The organism is Corynebacterium sp. CCUG 69979 (assembly GCF_024454095.1).
Taxonomy (GTDB): domain Bacteria; phylum Actinomycetota; class Actinomycetes; order Mycobacteriales; family Mycobacteriaceae; genus Corynebacterium; species Corynebacterium genitalium.
The window spans coordinates 202,979-218,553 of sequence record NZ_JAGPZA010000002.1 but is presented as its reverse complement, the minus strand read 5'-3'; the positions used below and the strand labels follow the sequence as shown (position 1 = coordinate 218,553).

The following is a 15,575-nucleotide window of genomic DNA, read 5'->3' as shown; positions in this document are numbered from 1 at the left end:
CCCACAAAACTTTACTACCCTGGGGCACCATGAAAGCAATTACCGTCACGGACCCAGAGAACCCGCGTTCGCTCGAGCTTGTCGACGCCCCCACCCCCGTCCTCCGCGAAGGCGAAGTCCTCGTGAAAATTCACGCGACCGGCGTCAACCGCGCCGACCTTGTGCAGGCGGAGGGCAATTACCCACCGCCGAAGGGCGAGTCTGAGATTATCGGCCTGGAATGCACCGGTGAGATCGTCGACGCGGGCGACACTGACCGCAAGGTCGGCGACGAGGTAGCGTGCCTGCTCGCCGGCGGCGGCTACGCCGAGTACGTCGCTGTGCCGGAGGGCCAGCTCATGCGCATCCCGGACGGACTGTCTCTGATCGAAACCGCTGCTGTCATTGAGGTGGCCACCACCGTCTGGTCCAACCTGGGCATGCTCGCCGGCGTCGGCGAGGGCGACCGCGTCCTTATTCATGGCGGTTCCGGCGGCATCGGCTCGTTTGCCATCCAGCTGTGCAAGGCACTCGGTGCGGAAGTCGCGGTCACCGCGGGCTCGGCAGAAAAGCTCGAGTACTGCAAGGAGCTTGGCGCCGACATCCTCATTAATTACAAAGAGCAGGATTTCGTCGACGAGCTCAAGGGATCCTGCGACGTGATCCTCGATGTCGTCGGTGGGCCGTACCTCGAGGACAACATCAAATCCCTGGCGACCGACGGCAAGCTCATCGTCATCGCTGTGCAGGGTGGCCCGAAGGGCGAGCTCTCGTTGGGCCGGATGATGCCGCGCCGCCTGTCGGTGCACGCCACGACCCTGCGCGCTCGCCCGCGGGCGATGAAGGCAGATATTTGCCGCTCCACCGAGGAGCACGTGTGGCCGCTCATTGAGGACGGTTCGATCAAGCACCAGCTGACTAAGACGTTCCCGCTTGCCGAAGCCGCAGCAGCCCACGATCACCTCGACTCCGGCACCTCCACCGGGAAGGTCGTCCTTGTTGTCGATTAGCCCGAAGCCAGCTACGCCAGCGACGCGACGACGCGCATGACCTGCTCGATGTCCTGGTAGGTATTGAACGGCCCGAGGCCGACGGTCACGCCGCCGCCGATTTCCTCCAGGCCCATATCCGTCAAAAGCGGGGTCGGCCGGGTCAGGGTGGTCACGATGCCGTTGTCGAACAACCGCTCATACACCGTCGGTGCCGGCACGCCCTGCACGCCGAAAGTCAGGCGCGGCAGGCGTTCCGTCGTCGCATCCGCTGCCGCCTCCCCGGAGCTGCCGAGAATGTGCACGTGCGGCCACGTACCCAGGAAGGTGTACAGGTCATCGCGCAGGCCACCCAGGTAGGTCGACATCTCAGCCATCGAACGGTCGAGGCGCGCCCGGCGCGTGCCCCGGCCGGGCAGCTCCGGCGCGAGACCCGCCAAGTGGTCCACCGCAGCAGTGACACCGCCGGCAAGACCGGGGGCCACGCCGGCGCTGACGATGCCCAGCACCTGCGAGTCGACACGCTTAAGCATCGCCGCGTCGCGCAAGACGAGCGCTGCGACCTGCGGCCCACCCAGCGCCGCCATATCCAAGGCGACAATGTCGGCGTCCCACTTATCAAAATCGATGCGGTGGTACGGGGCGTACGCCGTCGCGTCGACAAGCACCCAGGCGCGCGAACGGGAGCGGACACGCTCGGCAATCTCGGACACTTCCGTCACCGACCCCAGTTCTGCGTGGGCGGCGGGAATGGAGACGAGGCGGGTGGAGCCGTCGACAAGCTGCTCGTATTGCCACGATGGAAGCTCGCCCGTGCCCAGCTCAGCGTGAGCCGTGCGGACCTGCGCCCGCGCCCGCGACACGGCCGTGCGCAACTCGCACCGGTCCAGGCTGCTGACCACCACAGACGAGTCGTACCGGAACTGCGGCTCCATCGACGTGACCAGAGCGCTGTAAAGCACCGGCAGGCTGGCACCGAGAATCACCCGGTCCGCGCTCGCCCCCACGAGGTCCGCCACAGCATGACGCGCGGCCTCCAGCAGATTGTCACCCTCAGGACGACCGACAGACTGCCCCGAGTGCGAACCGGAGTGAAACTCACGCGCCGGCACCTGCGGCGCCATCCGGAACGACCGAGACACAGCCGCGGAGACTCGCTCTGGGATCTGTGGGCAGTCGTGGGAATTCAGGTAAGTCCAGCCGTCGGAAAGCGAGGCGTACAGCCCGCGAACGCGGTACACGTCATACTCCGCACCGTAATCCACGGTCTCCTCCTTCCGAACTAAGTGTTTCACTAGTATGCACCCATACCAGGCGGGACGCACCATCGGCCCCTTAGCAATATTTAAGGATCTTGGCACTAAGCTGTTAAGTGTGCAAGACAAGGCAACATTGCTTTCCGACGTCTCCCGCATGACGTCCTCCGCCGACGAGACCACCCCAGCGTCGAAGTCCAAAACCTTCCGCGCTGCGGCAGCCGACCTCACCCGCGGGTGGGGCCAGTACGAACTGTGGCTGCAATTGGGCTGGCAGGACATCAAACAGCGCTACCGCCGCAGCGTGCTCGGCCCACTGTGGATCACGATCGCTACCGGCGTGATGGCGCTGGCCCTGGGCCTGCTGTACTCCATGCTGTTCCAGATTCCGGTGCGCGAGTTCCTGCCGCACGTCACCGTCGGCTTCATCGTGTGGGGCTTCATCTCCGGGTGCATAAAAGACGGCGCGAATGTATTCATTGAGAACGAAGGGCTGATCAAGCAGCTTCCGTCGGCGCTGTCTGTCCACGTGTACCGCCTAGTGTGGCGCCAGCTGCTGTTCTTCGCGCACAACATGGTCATCTGGCTCGTGCTCGTGCTGATCTTCCGCCTCGAGCTGGGGTGGGATCTGTTGCTGTTCATCCCGGCACTGGCCCTGATGATCCTCAACGGGGTGTGGGTGACCATGCTGTTCGGGATCATCGCCACGCGTTTCCGCGATGTCGCGCCTCTGCTGGAGGCGCTGGTACAGCTGCTGTTCTACGTCACCCCGATCGTCTGGACCACCCAGACCCTGAAGGAGCAACGCGGCGATGTCGCCCAGCGCGCCATGCTCGCCGAGCTCAACCCCCTCTACCACTACCTCGAAATCGTCCGCGCGCCCCTGATCGGCCGCGACCTGGCCGCTTATCACTGGTGGATCGTGCTGGCCTTCACTGCTGTCGGCCTGCTCGCCGCCCTGCTGGTGATGCGCCAGTGGCGCTTCCGCGTACCGTACTGGGTGTAAGGAGTTTCACGTGGTTTCTATTGACACCTACAACGCCTGCGTCGACTTCCCTATCTTCGATGCCAAGTCCCGCTCCCTGAAGAAGGCCGTCATGTCCTCGGCCGGAGGGGCGATCGGCAAGAACGCCTCCAACACGGTCGTCGTCGAGGCGTTGAAGGACATTAACCTGCACCTGCGCGAAGGCGACCGCGTCGGTCTAGTCGGCCACAACGGCGCCGGCAAGTCCACCTTGCTGCGCCTTCTTTCGGGCATCTATGAACCCACCCGCGGCGTCGCCGATGTCCGCGGCCGCGTCGCCCCCGTCTTCGACCTCGGCGTGGGCATGGACCCGGAGATTTCCGGCTACGAGAACATCATCATCCGCGGACTGTTCCTCGGCCAGACCCGCAAACAAATGAAGGCCAAAATGGACGAAATCGCTGAGTTCTCCGAGCTCGGCGACTACCTGGCCATGCCCCTGCGCACCTACTCCACCGGTATGCGCGTGAGGTTGGCGCTCGGAGTGGTCACATCCATCGAGCCCGAGATTTTGCTTCTCGACGAAGGCATCGGCGCCGTCGACGCCGCCTTCATGGCCAAAGCCCGCGTCCGGTTGGCTGAACTGGTCAAACGCTCCGGCATCCTCGTCTTCGCCTCCCACTCCAACGACTTCTTGGCGCAGCTGTGCAACACCGCACTGTGGATCGACAAAGGGGAAGTACGCCAGGCCGGGCTTGTCGACGACGTCGTCGAAGCCTACGAAGGCAAAGAAGCCGGCGACTACGTCCGCGACCTGCTCGTCCGTTTCGACGATGAGGACCGGGACGATCAGGCAGACCAGGAGGACTAGGGACCTAAACTCCAGGGCCTCGGGCCCCAGCCAAAGCACCAGCGGTGAACGATGTGAGCATTTCGGCCCCGTATCGTTCAGGCCATAACCCCCTGACCTGCACTTACTGCTCGGGGCTTATAGGTCGGTGCGCTAAATCGTTCACACCGCCCGCCGCGGCCGCCGCCCGGGCCATAACCGCCTGGTTCACAACCGCTGGGAGATCAGCTCCCTCAGCAACTGGGCGATCTTGCCCATCGTTCCGGCGGTGAATCTAAGTACTGTCCACCCTTGCATGACGCACCTGAGGTTGATGGCCGAGTCCCGGTCGCGCTGACTACGCTGCAGGTGGTGCTCGCCGTCATACATGAGGCCGATCCCTAGTTCGGTAATAGCCAGGTCAAAGGTAGTAATGATGCCGTTGTCATCGGAGACCGTCACCTGCTCACACAGTTCGACCCCGAGTTCTTCGCAGATCTGTTGGGCGATCAGCCGCATTTCGGTCTCTTTCGGGGAATCGGCGAGATCACTGGACGCTTCGACGATCCTTTTCAGCCATGCGCGGGGCAGGCGGTTCCGGGCAGCGTTGTAAATGAGGTCGGGGTGGATGTTGAGGTGGCGGCGGGAAGCGTCGATAAGCTGCAGGGCTCTGAGGTCCGCTGGACTCCACCCGTCAACCGTGGCGACGGGCCACCGGATCTCCCCGGCGCGGATGCACTGCAGGGCTTCCACGACGGCGGACCCTGGCTCTGAGATCCGAATCGGCTGCCCCTGGTAGCGGACAGTCCATGTATTTCGTGGGCGGGCTCGGGTAATCCGCGGTGTGTATTGGGTCGCTTCGACGGTTTTTCGGACAGCACCATGCAGTGTCGTATGGAACGAATCCGCAAAGAACCTCAGGCCGAACACGGCTAACGCGCTGAATCCGCTGACTGAGCAACCGGGGTGCTCCAACACCATCGCAACGGCCCGTGTGGCTGCGGGCGCCCGGTGCCCCAGCTCCGAAGAACGTGCCAAAGCGAACGGCTCCGCCATCCAGAACCGCCGCGAAACCTGCACCCCAGGACCGTCCAGGTAGAAGCCGCCGTGCACATTGGCGGTGATGTCCATGTTGTTGCGCAATGCCATGGACTGTTAGACAGGCGCTGACCCCGTTACGGTTCCCTCACCGCAGCGCTTCCCTTATCCGTTCCCTCCGCCGTGGCACAATAGTCCCCATGACTTCCACCACCGATGCGCTGCTGAACCCGAACGGCACCACCGCGGCGGTGATTGTCACGCACAAGCGCGCTGGGCTGCTCAGGCACTCGCTGGAGATGGTGGCGAATCAGACTCACCCGGTCGATTGGGTGATCGTGGTGGATAACGGCGCAGAAGACGAAGTCCGTGAGTTGATCCAAGACCTTGCCGGCGACAAGGGCGTTTACATGGCGTCGCACACGAACCTCGGCGGCGCGGGCGGATTCGCATACGGCTTTCTGCACGCGCTCGCCCTCGGCGCGGACGCGATTTGGTGCGCCGACGACGACGGCCGCCCCGCCGACCCGGGCGTGCTGGAGGAGCTCTACCGCGTCGCCGCGCGGGAGGGTCTGACTGAGGTCTCCCCCGTCGTGGCCAATATCGATGACCCTGACCAGCTCGCTTTTCCGCTGCGCCAAGGCCTGATCTGGCACCGGCGCCGCAGCGAGCTGGAGGGAGACTACCTCCCGCAGTACGCGAGCCTCTTCAACGGCGCTCTGATCAGCGCAAAGGCGATGGAGCGCATCGGCGTGCCCGACTACCGCCTGTTCATCCGCGGCGACGAGGTCGAATACCACCGCCGCCTGGCCCAGTCCGGCATGAAATACGGCACCGCGCTGACCACCAGCTACCTGCACCCGGACGGCTCTGCCGAGTTCCACCCGATCATGGGCGGCCGCGCGCACGCCCAGTGGCCGGATAATGAGGTCAAGCGCTATTTCACCTACCGCAACCGCGGCTACATCATCGGTCAGCGCGGCATGAAGAAGATGCAGCTGCAGGAGCTGGTGCGTTTCGGTTGGTTCTTCTTGATCCAACGCAAGAACCCGCGGGAGTTCCGCGAGTGGCTGCGCTTGCTGCGGATGGGCGCGAACGAGGACTTCCGCCGCCCTTGATCCGGGCCGACGTCCGGATCAAGATGGATCAGTCTCGGCCACGACCTTCGTCGGCTGCTTAAAGATAAGGACGCGCTGGAGGATGAAGTTGGTGATCGTCGCCACGCCTTGGGCGATGACGAAGGCGATGAAGTCTTTCCACGGGTCCTCGACGCCGAGCGCGATGAGCGGCGGGTTAGTGATCCAGTAGAGGAAGACTTGGATGCCGAATGTGGAGGCGTAGAGGATGAACACGGCTAGCGCCCGCTTGCCGGTGATCTTCGCCTGGAACGTGAACCGCGAGTTGAGCAGGTACGCGACGAGCGTGCCGAAGCACCAGCCGACCACTTTCGCGGACACGCGCGTGAAACCGAAGGAGTGGTCGAGCAGGTACGTCAGCCCGAAGTCGAGCATTGCGCAGAAGATACCGATGATCACGAACCGCAGCAGCTGCCGCTTCGCGCTCATCGGGTGTGTCGTTTCAACCTTGGAGGTCACAGCGGTTCACCTTACCCCCACCAGTCACCGTCGCAGCAAAGCGCGGTACATGTCCAGCTTATCGACGGCACTCACGCCCCCGGCCCCGTACCCGCCCACCGACGCCAGCCGCACGAGGGATCCGGCGCACAGGGAGCGGATCTGGCGGGCGGAGTATCTCTCGCCGCCTGGGTTGGCCCAGTTCAGGGCGCTCATGGTGGTTTCGATGACGTCGTCGGTGGTGTCGTCGTCAGCCAAGCACGACAGGGCGAGAACGGTGGACCAGAAGGCATCGCGGGCGAGCGGGGTGCGTTCGCGCGGCAGGCTGGCCAGCGTGTCGGCCACCAGCGGGTCGAGCTCGCACGGCCGCGGCAGGTCAATTGCCTGCAACAGGGGAAGGAAGTCGAGAGTGTGGGAGCGGTCGACGATGTCGACGACATCATCGCGCGCGCCCGCGAGCACATTCTCAATTGCGGACGGCCCGAGCAGCTCCGCGTTGATGGCGGGGATGTCAAAGGGCTGATCGGCGAAGTCTCCGTGCCCGGCCACACACAGCGCGCTCGGGGTCGCGCTATCGCGCGGGTAGATATCCAGCAAGGTGAGTTCGAATTGCCACAGCCCCCAGTGGAAAAACAGCCGGTCGCCGCCCCGGCGCAGGTAGGAACCGATCTGCACGCCAGCATCTAGGCGGCCTGGGTCCTCAGCGTCCGCGGTGAAGCGCGTCGGGCTCGGCGGGCCGTCCGGCATCGCGAAACAGACTTCCAGGACGCGCTGTGCATCCTCGAGAGTGCTTTCGGAGTTCAGGCCGATGTGGCGGAAGACGGATTCGTCGGCAAGCATTGTGGCGCAGCGCACGAGCAAGGTGCGCTTGAGCTCGACCACGACCGACATGACCCCACCCTAGCGATTGCACGCCCCGTAGGATGTCAGCCATGCAGCAACCAGACAAACCCCACATGTCGGCGCAACTTGCCGACGTCCCCCTCGACGACTTCATGACGCGCCTGATCGCCCAAGAACTACCCTTGCTGGACAGCACCTCCCGGGGCATCGTCTACGAAGAGCTCCGGGCACACAAAAATGCAGGCAAACCGGTGATCACCAATCAGGGGGAGCTGCCAAAAAGGATCCGGGAGATCATGGAACTCTAGCGGTAGGGTGGGGTTTATGGAACTCCACACCACCACCAAGTCCCTCTACGGCTGGGGCCGCACCGCACCGTCCACCGCGCAAGTCCTAGCCACCGCCGACGTGGACGCGATCAAGGAGGCAGTGCGCCACGTCGCCGAAGACAACGCGACCCTGCCGGAAGGCAAGCGCCGCGGTGTGATCGCCCGCGGAATGGGCCGCTCCTACGGTGACCCGGCCCAAAACGGTGGCGGCCTTGTCATTGACATGCAGCCGCTGAACAAGATTCACGAGATCAACCCCGATACCGCGATCGTGGACGTCGACGGCGGCGTCACCCTCGACCAACTGATGCGCGCCGCGATCCCCTACGGCTTGTGGGTCCCGGTGCTGCCCGGCACCCGCCAGGTGACCATCGGCGGCGCGATCGGCCCGGACATTCACGGCAAGAACCACCACTCCGCCGGTTCTTTCGGCGACCACGTCGTGTCGATGGAGCTGCTCGTCGCCGACGGCCGCGTCCTGCACCTCGAGCCTGCTGGCACCCCGGATGACCCGGACGGCACCTTGTTCTGGGCCACCGTCGGCGGCATGGGCCTGACCGGCATCATCCTGCGCGCCCGCATCAAGATGACGCGCACCGAGACGGCCTACTTCATCTCCGACACGGTCCGCACCTCCACCCTCGACGAAACGATCGAGGAGCACTCCCACGGCCAAGAAGAGGGATATACCTATTCTTCTGCATGGTTCGACGCCATCTCCGCCCCGCCGAAGACCGGCCGCTCCACCATCTCCCGTGGATCGCTGGCCACACTGGCGCAGCTCGAGGAGTTCGCGCCGAAGCTGGCGAAGGACCCGCTGAAGTTCTCCGCCCCGCAGCTGATGACGGTGCCGGACATCTTCCCGTCCTGGACCATGAACCAGCTGACTCTGCGCGCCATCGGTGAGGCCTATTACTTCATGGGCAAAGACTCGAAGAACGACATCTTGAACTTGACGCAGTTCTACCAGCCGCTGGACATGATCGCGGAATGGAACCGCGGCTACGGCCCGGCCGGCTTCCTGCAGTACCAGTTCGTTGTGCCCACCGACGCTGTCGAGCCGTTCAAGCAGATCATCTACGACATTCAGTCCTCTGGCCACTACACCGCCCTGAACGTGTTCAAGCTGTTCGGCGACGGTAACAAAGCCCCGCTGTCCTACCCGATGCGCGGCTGGAACGTGTGCGTGGACTTCCCCATCCGCGACGGCCTGCACTCCTTCCTGGATCGCTTGGACGACCAGGTGATGGAATTCGGCGGCCGCCTCTACCTGGCCAAGGAGTCCCGCACGTCTGCCGAGAAGTTCCACCAGATGTACCCCGGCATGGCCGGCTGGCTGGAAACCCGCAACGCGATCGACCCGACCGGGGTGTTCGCCTCCGACATGTCCCGCCGACTCGAGCTGCACTAGTTGGCTGCGTAGCCCGCTCAAGAAACCGAAAGGAACCGCAATGCTGAACGCAGTAGGACAAGCACAGAATATTCTCCTTCTCGGCGGCACGTCCGAGATCGGCCTGGCCATCGTCTCCGAGCTGACCAAGCGCGGAGGCAACCCGACCGTCACCCTGGCTGCCCGCCAAGACAGCCCGCGTATCGACGCCGCTGTCGAAGAGGTCTCCCGCCACGGCGCCGGCAAGGTCCGCATCGTCGACTTTGACGCCTTTGATACCGACTCCCACCCGGCCGTCATCGACGCAGCCTTTGCGGCCGGCGATGTCGATGTGGCCATCGTCGCCTTCGGCACCCTCGGCGACCAGGAAGAACTGTGGCAGAACCAGCAGGCCGCCGTCGCGTCCGCCCAGACCAACTTCACGGCGCCGATCTCCGTCGGCGTGCTGCTGGGCCAGAAGATGAAGCAGCAGGGCCACGGGACCATCATCGCCATGAGCTCGGTCGCGGGCATGAAGGTGCGCCGATCCAACTTCGTCTACGGCTCCACCAAGGCCGGCATGGACGGCTTCTACACCCAGCTCGGGGAGGCGCTACGCGGCAGCGGTGTACACGTCACCGTTGTCCGCCCTGGCCAGGTGCGCACTAAGATGACCGACGGCCTGGACGAGGCACCACTGACCGTGGACAAGGAAGACGTGGCCAAGGCTGCCGTCTCCGCAGCTCTCGACGGTAAGAGCCACGTGTTCGTGCACAAGCTCTTCGGCCCGATCTCTCTGGTGCTCCAGCACATCCCGGCACCGATTATGCGGAAGCTGAGCTTCTAATCGCTTCTTCTAATACCTGTTTGCGGCCGAGTCTGTGGGAGACTGTTCGGTATGACCACGGCCGTCACGGACACAAAGAAAGAGCCCAAGGAAGAGCTTCGCGGCAGCACGCGCGCCATCCGCGTCTACGACTACGAACCGGACAGCATCGACACGGTTGGCACGACCGTGCGCATGTTGGTCTACCCCCTGGTAGGAGGGGCACTCACGCTTGCCGCGTGGTACTTACTGCGTGCGTCGAGCTTGGCGGCGTTCAACGTCTCCATGGTCCCCCGCGCGTTGGCCACAGCGTGCTCATTCGTGGTGATTCTTGCGGTGGGCGCGTTGTTGCTCGCGTGGCTTCGCGACGAATCCACCTCCCGCCGGCGCCCCACCTGGCGCGTTTGGCTCACTGAGTTCGTCTGCTCGTTCGCCCCTGCGGGGTTGGTCGTGTCCACGCTGGGGATCCCGCTGGCCTCCACGAAGCTCTATCTCGACGGCATCCAGGTGGACCAGGGTTTCCGCACCCAGTTCCTCACCCGCATGGCCGACACCATGTCCAACCAGGACATGAACTACGCCGACTTGCCGGCGTTCTACCCGATCGGCTGGTTCTGGCTGGGCGGACGCCTGTCCGATGTTTTAGGCATGCCGGGCTGGGAGGTGTACCAGCCGTGGGCTCTTGTTTCTTTGGCGACCGCCGCGTCGCAGCTGGTCCCGCTGTGGCGCAAGCTCACCAGTTCGCTCCCGATCGCCACGGCGATTGCACTGGTAACCATCGCGATCATCCTCACCCAGACCCCCGACGAGCCGTATGCGGCCATCGTCGGCATGTTCGTGCCCGCCGCAGCTGTCCTCGGCTACTACGCCATGCGGGGATCGTGGGCGCCGACTATCACCTTGACTCTTTACCTGGGTCTCTCGGCCTGCTTGTACACCCTCTACACAGGCATTGTTGCTGTGACCATGATGGCGTTTGCCCTGACGGGGTTCTTGACGATGGAAGGCAAGCAGCGTTGGGTGCCCCTGAGACAACTCGCTTTGATGGGCTTCGGTTCGATCCTCATTGCCCTCATCGCGTGGGGCCCGTACCTCATGGCCGTGCTGCGCAGCCCGGAGACCACGCGCTCAACGGCGCAGCACTTCCTGCCGTCTGAAGGCGCGGAAGTACCCTTGCCGTTCTTTGACCTCTCCCTGGTCGGGTTGCTCAGCCTGGCGGGTCTGGTCTTTCTTGTGGTGCGGTTCCGCCGTCCGGAGATCGCACACATCAGCATTGCCGTGGGCGTGTGCTACGTCTGGGTGGTCGGCTCAATGGTGATCACGCTGGCCGGCACCACGCTGCTCGGCTTCCGTGTGGAGGTGCTTGTGGCGCTGCTGCTGTCCACCGCGGGCATCCTCGCGATCGCAGATCTGCGTTTGTCCGGTCTGGCCGTGCTCTACCCCAACTCGATTAGCAAGCGCTGCAGCCATCTCTTGACAACGCTGTTTGTCCTGCTGCTCGCTACGGCGACCTTGGGGTACGTGCAGCAGATCCCGGCGGAGAATGAATCCTTCATCGACGAGGCCTACGCCAGCACCGACGGCAACGGTGAGCGCTCCGACCTGCGCGAATCTGACGTCGGCCGCTACTACAAGCAGATGGACGAATACATCCAATCCCGCGGCTACACACCGGGCGAGACCGTGCTGTTCACCGACGAGATCAACTTCATGGCCTACCACCCCTACCGTGGTTTCAACGCGTTCACCAGCCACTACGCCAACCCGCTCGGTGAATTCGACGCGCGCAACGAGTCCTTGAAGCAGTGGGCGAACGGATCGTTCAACGAGTTGTCGAACCCGCAGGCGTTCGCCGCAGCTATTGACGACGCACCCTGGGCCCCGCCCCAAGCCTTCATCTTCCGCGGCAGCGAAACCGACCCGGAAGCGCCGTGGAAAACCCACATCGCGCATGACATCTTCCCCAGCCAGCCCAACGTGCACTATGAGGCTTTGTTCTTCAACCCGGCAGCCTTCAACTCGCCCGAGTGGGACACCCAGCAGTTCGGCCCCTTCGTGGTGGTGGTCCGGAACCGATGAAAGGTAGACGAGTGAATAACGTCGAGACGCAAACCGTGGTTGAGCCGACTGGCGGGTCCACCGCGTTCACGCCCGAATCCGACCCGCTGGCGCATTCCAAACGCGCGCCCCGGAATCTGGCGCTCACCGCGATGATGTCCGGCCTGCTCGCCTTCATCTTCTTCGCGCTGCTGCCGTTTTTGCCGGTCAAGCAGGTGCAGTCCTCGTTCGACTGGCCGCAGAACGGCTCGCTCAACTCCGTCAACGCGCCGCTGATTTCGCTGGCGCCGGAATCGCTCGAGCTGACCATCCCCATCAGCGTGCTGGAGGAGCTGGCCCCCGGCCAGTCGAACGTGCTGTCCACGCTGCCTGTGGACTCCACGGAAGCGCTCGACCGCGGCCTGTTCGTCACCGCGCCTTCCGACGGCAGCGTCAACGTCTCCTCGCTCAACGAGGTCGTCTTCGAGCTCACCGCCGAGGAACTAGCCACACTGGACGGCGACGCCGTGCTCGAAGTCTCCGCCACCGACGAAGCGCTAACGGTTTCCGTCCCGGGCACCGATCTCAGCGAAGAAACTGAGGACGACATGCGTCCCCAGGTCACAGGCATCTACAGCGAGCTCACGGGCGACGCTCAAGCGCTTATCGACACTGGCCTGACCGCCCACGTCGAAATCAACTCCCGCTTCACCTCCAGCCCGTCGCTGGTGAAGTGGTTCGCCATGATCGCCGGCACGATCGCCGCCCTGATCGCCCTGTGGTCCATCGCTCGGATGGATTTGTTGGACGGCCGCCGCCTGAGCGTGTTGCGCCCGGAGTGGAGGTCGTTCAAGCCGTTGGATGGGGTCGTCGTCACGCTGTTGCTGTTCTGGCACTTCTTCGGCGCGAACACCTCCGACGACGGCTTCTTGCTCACCATGGCGCGGGTGGCCAACGAGTCGGACTACATGGCCAACTATTACCGCTGGTACGGCGTGCCCGAGGCTCCGTTCGGCTCACCGTTCTACGACTTACTGTCGCTGCTGTCGAAAGTCAGTACCGCGTCAGCCTGGATGCGCCTGCCCACGCTCATCGCCGGCATCCTCATCTGGTGGATCCTTTCGCGGGAAATCCTGCCGCGGCTCGGAGCCACCATCGCGACGCGGCGCGTGTCCTATTGGACCGCCGCGTTCATGTTCCTCGCGTTCTGGCTGCCGTACGACAACGGCCTGCGCCCGGAGCCGATCATCGCCCTGGGCACCCTTGCTACCTGGGCGTCGTTTGAAAGCGCCATTGCTTCACGACGCCTCCTCCCCGCCGCCCTAGGAACCATCTTCGCCGCCGTCACCCTGGCCTGCGGGCCGACGGGTCTGACGGCCGTGGGCGTCTTCCTCGTCTGCTTGCCGCAAGTGCTGAAGATCCTGTCGGAGCGGCGCGTCATCGCCCCGCTGGTGTCCTACGTCTTCCCGTTCCTCGGTGCTGGCTTCGCCGTCATGGTGCTCGTGTTCAAGGACCAGACACTGGCGACCGTGCTGGAGTCCACATCCGTGCGCTCCGCCGTCGGCCCCGCTCTGGAGTGGTACAACGAGTACGTCCGCTACGCGACACTGCTGGAAGCGACCGTCGACGGCTCCCTGACCCGCCGCTTCCCCATGCTCATCCTCGTCCTTTGCCTGGTGCTGGTGCTGTGGAGCATGTCCCACTACGGCGCGGTCCCCGGCGCGAAACCGGCACCGACGCGCCGCATGCTGGCGATCTTCGGGTTGTCGATGTTCTTCCTCATGTTCACCCCGACGAAGTGGACCCACCACTTCGGCATCTACGCCGGCATCGCCGGTGCCGCTGCAGCCCTAGGCGCGATCGTGCTGGCACAGGTTGCGGCACGCTCCCCGCGCGCAAGGACCTTCGCCCTGGCAGCGGTGATGTTCGTCTTCGCGCTAGCACTCGGCGGATGGAACGCGTGGTGGTACGTTTCCTCCTTCGCGGTCCCGTGGTGGGACAAGACAGTGCAGTACAAGGGTGTGGAGGCCAGCTCGGTCATGCTGGCGCTGTTCCTGCTCACGCTCGTCGTCGGGATTGTGCAGTCCCTGTGGCACAAGCCGCGGCCAGGTGCGGGCGAAGGCCCCGTAGCCGGCGCTGGCGGCACCAGCAGCACCCGGATCTCTCGCGCCATGACCGCACCGATCGCGCTCGCCTGCATTCTCATCGTGGCGTTCTCCTGCCTGACCTTCCTGAAGTCCTTCATGGACCAGTCGCCGGCCTACTCCGTCGGCATGGGTAACGTGCGCTCGCTCAAGGGCGAGACCTGCCAGATGAGTGCCGACGTGCTCTTGGAAGCCAACACGAACGACTCCTTCCTCACCCCCGTCGACGGCGTGCCGCTGGGCAAGTCACTGGAATCCGGCACGGTGCGCGGGTTCCACCCGGAGGGTGTCCCGGCCTACATCAACTCGGACAACGAGGGCGCCGCTAACGTCGGCGCCATCCAGAACACCCCGGCGACAGACAGCGGTGCCGGCAGCCCCGCCACCGGCGCCACCGGCGCAACCAGCGGTAGCGACCAGAACGCATCGACCGCGGTGACCGATACCGGCTCCGACACCCAGAGCGATGACGCCGGCTCCGACACGGTCCAGTCCACCTCCCGCGCCACCACCCAGGGCAACCGCCCGTCGGACCAGATCGGCGTCAACGGCTCCACGGTCCGCCTTCCGTTCAACCTGGACTACAACCGCATCCCGGTGCTGGGCACGTTCAGCGAGAACGCGTTGAGCGCCTCGGAAATCAAGACGTCCTGGTTCGAACTCCCCGACGCCACCGAGGAAGCCCCGCTGCTGGTCACCTCCGTCGCTGGCCGGCTGGAGCACCGCAACATCAGCGGCGAGGAAAAGGAGGGGCAGACCCTCAAACTCGAGTACGGCACGCGCGATGAGGAAGGCAACGTGACCGAGATCGGCGACGTCGAAATGCTGGATCCGGGCCCGACGACGAAGTGGCGCAACCTGCGCTACCCCATCGCGGATCTACCGGAGGGCGCAAACGTCGTTCGCCTCGTCGGCGAAGACGTCAACCTCGACCCCGAGGAGTGGATGGCCCTGACTCCGTTGCGCAACCCCACGTTGGAGCCGCTCACCGAGGTCTTCGGTCCCGACGTCCCTGGCTTGCTCGACTGGCCGGTCGCGATGCAGTTCCCCTGCAACCGCACCTTCAACCACTACGCCGGTGTGACAGAGATCCCCGAGTTCCGCATCGCCGCCGACGCGAAGGCGAAGGAGCAGCTCTCCGGCTTCCAGGACTTCCTGGGCGGAGGAGCCATGGCTACTGCGGAGGCGGTCAACTCCGCCTACGAGATGCCCGGCTACCTCAACCAGGATTGGCACCGCGACTGGGGCTCGGCCTACCGCTACGTCCCGCGGACCAACTCCCGCGGTGAGACACCGGACGTGGCGGAGATCAACCACGAGACGATCACCCGCTCTGGCTTGTGGCACCCGTCCGACATGAAGATCAGGGATCCGTACGAGAACGAAGACTAGTCTGGA

Annotated in this window: 13 protein-coding genes; 9 read left to right on the top strand and 4 right to left on the bottom strand. The window is 64.3% G+C overall.

Going from position 1 to position 15,575, the window contains the following annotated elements; translation table 11 throughout:
- Window positions 1–29 precede the first annotated feature (29 nt).
- Window positions 30–989 carry an NAD(P)H-quinone oxidoreductase gene (locus KBX18_RS02705; RefSeq protein WP_255994719.1) on the top strand — a complete coding sequence of 320 codons (960 nt, stop codon included), beginning with the start codon at window positions 30–32 and terminating at the stop codon, window positions 987–989.
- An 11-nt stretch (window positions 990–1,000) separates the two neighbouring features.
- Here KBX18_RS02705 and KBX18_RS02700 read toward each other — a convergent pair whose 3' ends face one another.
- A complete protein-coding gene (locus tag KBX18_RS02700; RefSeq protein WP_005287390.1) occupies window positions 1,001–2,263 on the bottom strand; it encodes an aminotransferase class V-fold PLP-dependent enzyme in 1,263 nt (420 codons plus the stop codon).
- 118 nt (window positions 2,264–2,381) lie between these two features.
- On the opposite strand from KBX18_RS02700, the gene KBX18_RS02695 reads away from it, so the two are divergent.
- Both KBX18_RS02695 and KBX18_RS02690 read left to right on the top strand, forming a co-directional pair.
- A complete protein-coding gene (locus KBX18_RS02695) occupies window positions 2,382–3,230 on the top strand; it encodes an ABC transporter permease (protein ID WP_255994744.1) in 849 nt (282 codons plus the stop codon).
- 10 nt (window positions 3,231–3,240) lie between these two features.
- Complete coding sequence (locus tag KBX18_RS02690) at window positions 3,241–4,059, top strand: ABC transporter ATP-binding protein (protein ID WP_255994718.1); 819 nt, start codon at window positions 3,241–3,243, stop codon at window positions 4,057–4,059.
- Window positions 4,060–4,245: 186 nt separating this feature from the next.
- Here KBX18_RS02690 and KBX18_RS02685 read toward each other — a convergent pair whose 3' ends face one another.
- Window positions 4,246–5,166 (bottom strand): hypothetical protein, encoded by a 921-nt coding sequence (locus KBX18_RS02685; protein ID WP_255994717.1) that lies wholly within the window; start codon window positions 5,164–5,166, stop codon window positions 4,246–4,248.
- Between the two features lie 89 nt (window positions 5,167–5,255).
- Between KBX18_RS02685 and KBX18_RS02680 the strand changes: the two genes are divergently transcribed.
- On the top strand, window positions 5,256–6,173 hold the full coding sequence (locus KBX18_RS02680) for a glycosyltransferase (RefSeq protein ID WP_005287402.1): 918 nt from the start codon (window positions 5,256–5,258) through the stop codon (window positions 6,171–6,173).
- An 18-nt stretch (window positions 6,174–6,191) separates the two neighbouring features.
- Here KBX18_RS02680 and KBX18_RS02675 read toward each other — a convergent pair whose 3' ends face one another.
- On the bottom strand, window positions 6,192–6,650 hold the full coding sequence (locus KBX18_RS02675) for a GtrA family protein (RefSeq protein WP_255994716.1): 459 nt from the start codon (window positions 6,648–6,650) through the stop codon (window positions 6,192–6,194).
- A 24-nt stretch (window positions 6,651–6,674) separates the two neighbouring features.
- Window positions 6,675–7,520: a plasmid pRiA4b ORF-3 family protein gene (locus tag KBX18_RS02670; protein ID WP_255994715.1), complete on the bottom strand. Its 846-nt coding sequence runs from the start codon at window positions 7,518–7,520 to the stop codon at window positions 6,675–6,677.
- 41 nt (window positions 7,521–7,561) lie between these two features.
- Here KBX18_RS02670 and KBX18_RS02665 point away from each other — a divergent pair, with 41 nt between their 5' ends.
- The 5 genes from KBX18_RS02665 to KBX18_RS02645 are packed head-to-tail and all read left to right on the top strand — an operon-like array spanning window position 7,562 to window position 15,569.
- Window positions 7,562–7,780, top strand: coding sequence for a hypothetical protein (locus KBX18_RS02665; RefSeq protein WP_005287412.1), 219 nt, complete (start codon window positions 7,562–7,564; stop codon window positions 7,778–7,780).
- Between the two features lie 16 nt (window positions 7,781–7,796).
- On the top strand, window positions 7,797–9,212 hold the full coding sequence (locus tag KBX18_RS02660; RefSeq protein WP_255994713.1) for an FAD-binding oxidoreductase: 1,416 nt from the start codon (window positions 7,797–7,799) through the stop codon (window positions 9,210–9,212).
- A 40-nt stretch (window positions 9,213–9,252) separates the two neighbouring features.
- Window positions 9,253–10,017, top strand: a complete 765-nt coding sequence (locus tag KBX18_RS02655) for a decaprenylphospho-beta-D-erythro-pentofuranosid-2-ulose 2-reductase (RefSeq protein ID WP_255994712.1) — start codon at window positions 9,253–9,255, stop codon at window positions 10,015–10,017.
- A 51-nt stretch (window positions 10,018–10,068) separates the two neighbouring features.
- Window positions 10,069–12,075: a galactan 5-O-arabinofuranosyltransferase gene (locus KBX18_RS02650; protein WP_255994711.1), complete on the top strand. Its 2,007-nt coding sequence runs from the start codon at window positions 10,069–10,071 to the stop codon at window positions 12,073–12,075.
- On the top strand, window positions 12,072–15,569 hold the full coding sequence (locus KBX18_RS02645) for an arabinosyltransferase domain-containing protein (RefSeq protein ID WP_255994710.1): 3,498 nt from the start codon (window positions 12,072–12,074) through the stop codon (window positions 15,567–15,569). Before KBX18_RS02650 ends, KBX18_RS02645 begins: the two co-directional genes overlap by 4 nt.
- The last annotated feature ends 6 nt before the right edge of the window (window positions 15,570–15,575 follow it).

What these genes read in the sequence shown, in the direction of transcription:
- KBX18_RS02705 (WP_255994719.1), top strand. Translation starts at nt 30, where the DNA reads ATGAAAGCAATTACCGTCACGGACCCAGAGAACCCGCGTTCGCTCGAG.
- KBX18_RS02695 (WP_255994744.1), top strand. Translation starts at nt 2,382, where the DNA reads ATGACGTCCTCCGCCGACGAGACCACCCCAGCGTCGAAGTCCAAAACC.
- KBX18_RS02685 (WP_255994717.1), bottom strand. Translation starts at nt 5,166, where the DNA reads ATGGCATTGCGCAACAACATGGACATCACCGCCAATGTGCACGGCGGC.
- KBX18_RS02680 (WP_005287402.1), top strand. Translation starts at nt 5,256, where the DNA reads ATGACTTCCACCACCGATGCGCTGCTGAACCCGAACGGCACCACCGCG.
- KBX18_RS02670 (WP_255994715.1), bottom strand. Translation starts at nt 7,520, where the DNA reads ATGTCGGTCGTGGTCGAGCTCAAGCGCACCTTGCTCGTGCGCTGCGCC.
- KBX18_RS02665 (WP_005287412.1), top strand. Translation starts at nt 7,562, where the DNA reads ATGCAGCAACCAGACAAACCCCACATGTCGGCGCAACTTGCCGACGTC.
- KBX18_RS02660 (WP_255994713.1), top strand. Translation starts at nt 7,797, where the DNA reads ATGGAACTCCACACCACCACCAAGTCCCTCTACGGCTGGGGCCGCACC.
- KBX18_RS02655 (WP_255994712.1), top strand. Translation starts at nt 9,253, where the DNA reads ATGCTGAACGCAGTAGGACAAGCACAGAATATTCTCCTTCTCGGCGGC.
- KBX18_RS02650 (WP_255994711.1), top strand. Translation starts at nt 10,069, where the DNA reads ATGACCACGGCCGTCACGGACACAAAGAAAGAGCCCAAGGAAGAGCTT.
- KBX18_RS02645 (WP_255994710.1), top strand. Translation starts at nt 12,072, where the DNA reads ATGAAAGGTAGACGAGTGAATAACGTCGAGACGCAAACCGTGGTTGAG.